Genomic DNA, 3580 nt, shown 5'->3' with positions numbered 1-3580 from the left:
TCATCCGCTACGAATTGTATAAGGACAGTGGCACCACTGCAGTAGCCAGCAATACCACCGGAGCAGACTTTACCGGCCTGGTACCCGGGGATTACTATGTAAAGGTCTTCGGCAATGACGGAGAAGAGAACGATGAGTGTGAAGCCAGCAGTGGCACGGAAACCATCAGTGAACCTAATCAGTTAAATGTACAAGAAAACCTTTCGGACGAAACCTGTGTAGGAGAGGATGGTTCAATTAGTTTAACAGTTAGTGGAGGAACCTCGGGTTATACCTATGACTGGGCCGATATGGATGGGGAAGAAGCAGGTGACCCGGATTATCCAGAACCAAAAGACCGGACCGGCTTGCTGGCAGGGAAGTATTCCGTGACAGTTACAGATGCCAATGGATGTTCCGTGACAAAGGATATGGAAATTAAACTTCCCGGAGATTGTAACCATCTTTTCCCAACCCAAACAGAATGTAGCGATTATTTATTCTGTGATCCTGCTCTTTTCGTACAGGAATATATGTGTACTACCATTAAAAAATTCAAAGGAGGGCCCGAACAGGTGACAAATGTAATCCCGGGTGCATTCTTCTATTACGGGGATTTTGTGATTCCGGAGCCGGAAATAGGACAGGAATACACTCCTGAACTTGTAACTATAGTGCTTAAGCAAACTGTACCGGGTGGTTTCAAACCATTCGATTATCTTAATGATTCCAATGTTCGTATTTATTCGGAATCCTGTGGTAATATAGATATTAATAGTATAGACTATAATGATTCTGAAGGATCCGATGGAATATTTAAAATAATAGTCACTTTTACACCATCGGTACCAGGGAAATATGTGTTTTCCACTAAATTTGATTCTAAGTCGATAATAGGAAGTACTCCTGATCAAATAGATGATGAAGACTGGTTCGGAAACGCCTATTCTTTTGGGATGATCATAGATGATGTTCCTAACGGACCGAGTTTTGGAGTGCTTGGCATTAATACCGACAGAAGATGTTCTGACCCTGCAACGGCACCATCAGGAAATTGTGAAACCCTGGAAAGCGCAGTGAACAAGGATCTAAGTTCAGCTTCATTCACTACAAGCTCTTCCCTGGAAGAAGTGAGTGGTTTCGGGGTAGCGCCCGTTCCTTTTAAGGAAACACTCAGTGTTTATTATGAATTCGATTATATGTCAGATGTCAGGATTGAATTCTTTGATCTTAGTGGTCATTTACTAAGAACATATACAGATCAAAAGGTGACCAAAGGAGATCAGACCCAGCTGAATATTGATTTTGCTCTTAAAGCCAATCAGGTTTATATTATAAGAGTGATTACTGATAGAGAATCATTCTCTGAAAGTGTTATCTCGGCTAACTGATAAACCTTATGACAAGAAGAGCCACGCACTTGCGTGGCTTTTTTTTTGGGAATGATTCCATTAGGGGAAAACCTGTAAATAACTTAGAGTAAGCTGAAGTTCTTCCAGGTTTAGCCCATTTTTAAACTCTATTGTATTAAATTAGTGTTAAAGGAAAATATCTTCCTGTATACTACTATTTTACTCCCGACTCATTTTATCGGGTTCTTAAATTCCCCCCACAGATGGCGCATGTAAAATGCATTTGATTTTCCGGTTTGAGCCGGAAAAGTAGTTCCCCCCTGTTCAAGTATCCTCCTTTTATAATTTTGATGATTTTTTAAGCCGGAATTCCCGGTTAATACCCAGGTCTCCTTTAACTGCTTGTTTATGGAAAGTTTTATTACTAACCATAAAATGTAAATTATGAAAGTTATTACATTACCGGAATCTCCGGATTCCGGAATTAAGACTGTTGAAAGCAGGAAGTATTTTAATTGGATTAAAATATTTGCCGTGCTTTTTATTTTTGTCCTTTCCTTAACCAACGCATATGCTCAAACGGTACCACTTGAAACCGATGTGGTGGCAGATTTTGGGATCGATGCCGATGTACAAAGGGACACCCTTTATTTTACGGGTATGAGTATTACCGCACCTCCCGCACCGGGAACCGATGACTGGTTTCATAAAGTGCCAAATCCTGATGCACCCGGAGCTGGAGTGATAGACACTCATAGTGCTGCGGCTTTAGATTCAATCTCGCAAATTAGTGCCGGACAGAATGAAAGCATTGAATTAAGGATGGCTGCTGACCTTTATTCTTTTCCCGAAGGGGATGGAAGACTCTGGATAGATGCAGTGTATTTCAGGGATCAGCAAACCTCAGGTGGAAATAAGGACATGTCCACCTTTGATCAGAAGATCAATAAGAACTTCAACAACCCTAATGATTGGACGCTTAAAACAGGAAGTGTGCCTCAAAAGAATGACCTTATCGATGTAATGGGGCATTTAAGAAGGTCCATCCCTTCAGATGAATTTGTAGATTCAGACGATGAATTTGCCATTGCGGCAGCTTCAACTCGAAGCGAGAACGGGGATAGTTACCTGGATTTTGAATATTACCGTAAGGATATTACCTGGGAAGAGGGTGCCGGAAACTTTGTTTCCTTAGGAGCTGATTGTGGGCATAGCACCTATAAATTTGATTTACCAGGTAGTTCGGCAGATGGTACCGATGATGATGGTAGTGTTAATAAACATGGTGATATCATTATGTCGGTGAACTATACCGGTGGGGGAGATAACATAGATATCCGGCTTTTTGTATGGATCGACAAACGAGACTTTCCCAATAATGCCGCCTTTTTGAATTTTAATTCTTTGGGCGGAAGACCTTTTGAATTTGGTGATGGGAATGGACGATTTCCGTTCTTCTATTGTGACGGTAACTCCAGCAATAATTTCGGATATGCGCGTATCGTTCTTAGCTCATTGGAAACAGGTAAATCCTTATTCGCCCAGGCTAATCCAACCGCAGTTCCTGCACCCTGGTGGGGAACTATAGATTCCGGTGGAGATCTTTCTGATGTCTATACCGAAAATACTTTTGCCGAAATAGCTATTAACGCCACTAAGTTTGGTTTTGATACCCGTTCGGGGGAAGGAACTTGTGAAAACCCGCTCGGAAGTTTACTTGTGAAAACCAGGTCTTCAGCTTCCTTTGATTCTTCTTTGAAGGATTTTGCCGGACCCATTGACCTTGGTAATACACCTCCGGTAACGGTTAATGTCGATGATGTGGTGTTTTGTGAAGATGATTCTGAAAATCTTGTGGCTACAGTAAGTCCCTCAGGAGATTATAAATTTGAATGGTATTATTATCCACCTACGCCTCAAAATGACTCTATAATGGTACAGGGAGGAAATAGTGTAGGGGGCAGTAATTTAAACCTTAAAACTTATACACCTACTTTAGCCGGTGAATATAAATTCTACGCTACTGTCATTATCGGAGGTAATGTTAATGAATTAGGATGCTATGGCGTGGACGGTGCAACTGTTACAATTTATGATAATCCTGATGTAACCGCACAAAATCTTGACGAATGTGAGATCGGCTCCACAGGGGCAGCCACCTTTAATCTAGGTGACGCGATCACCGATGCGGATGGAGGAACCATCAGTTTCTATTCTAGCCAGGCAAATGCCGATGCAGGCACTCCTGC

At 41.8% G+C, this 3580-nt stretch carries 2 protein-coding genes; both read left to right on the top strand.

Going from position 1 to position 3580, the window contains the following annotated elements:
- On the top strand, positions 1-1370 hold a 1370-nt coding region (locus ACFQ3Q_RS10710; RefSeq protein ID WP_380745560.1), incomplete at its 5' end, for a SprB repeat-containing protein.
- A 405-nt stretch (positions 1371-1775) separates the two neighbouring features.
- Positions 1776-3580: hypothetical protein (locus ACFQ3Q_RS10705; protein ID WP_380745558.1), on the top strand; the 1805-nt coding region annotated here is incomplete at its 3' end.

It is taken from the genome of Salegentibacter chungangensis, assembly GCF_042678405.1.
GTDB lineage: Bacteria > Bacteroidota > Bacteroidia > Flavobacteriales > Flavobacteriaceae > Salegentibacter_A > Salegentibacter_A chungangensis.
The sequence above is the reverse complement of the archived record's forward strand: the minus strand, read 5'-3'. Positions and strand labels throughout refer to the sequence as shown.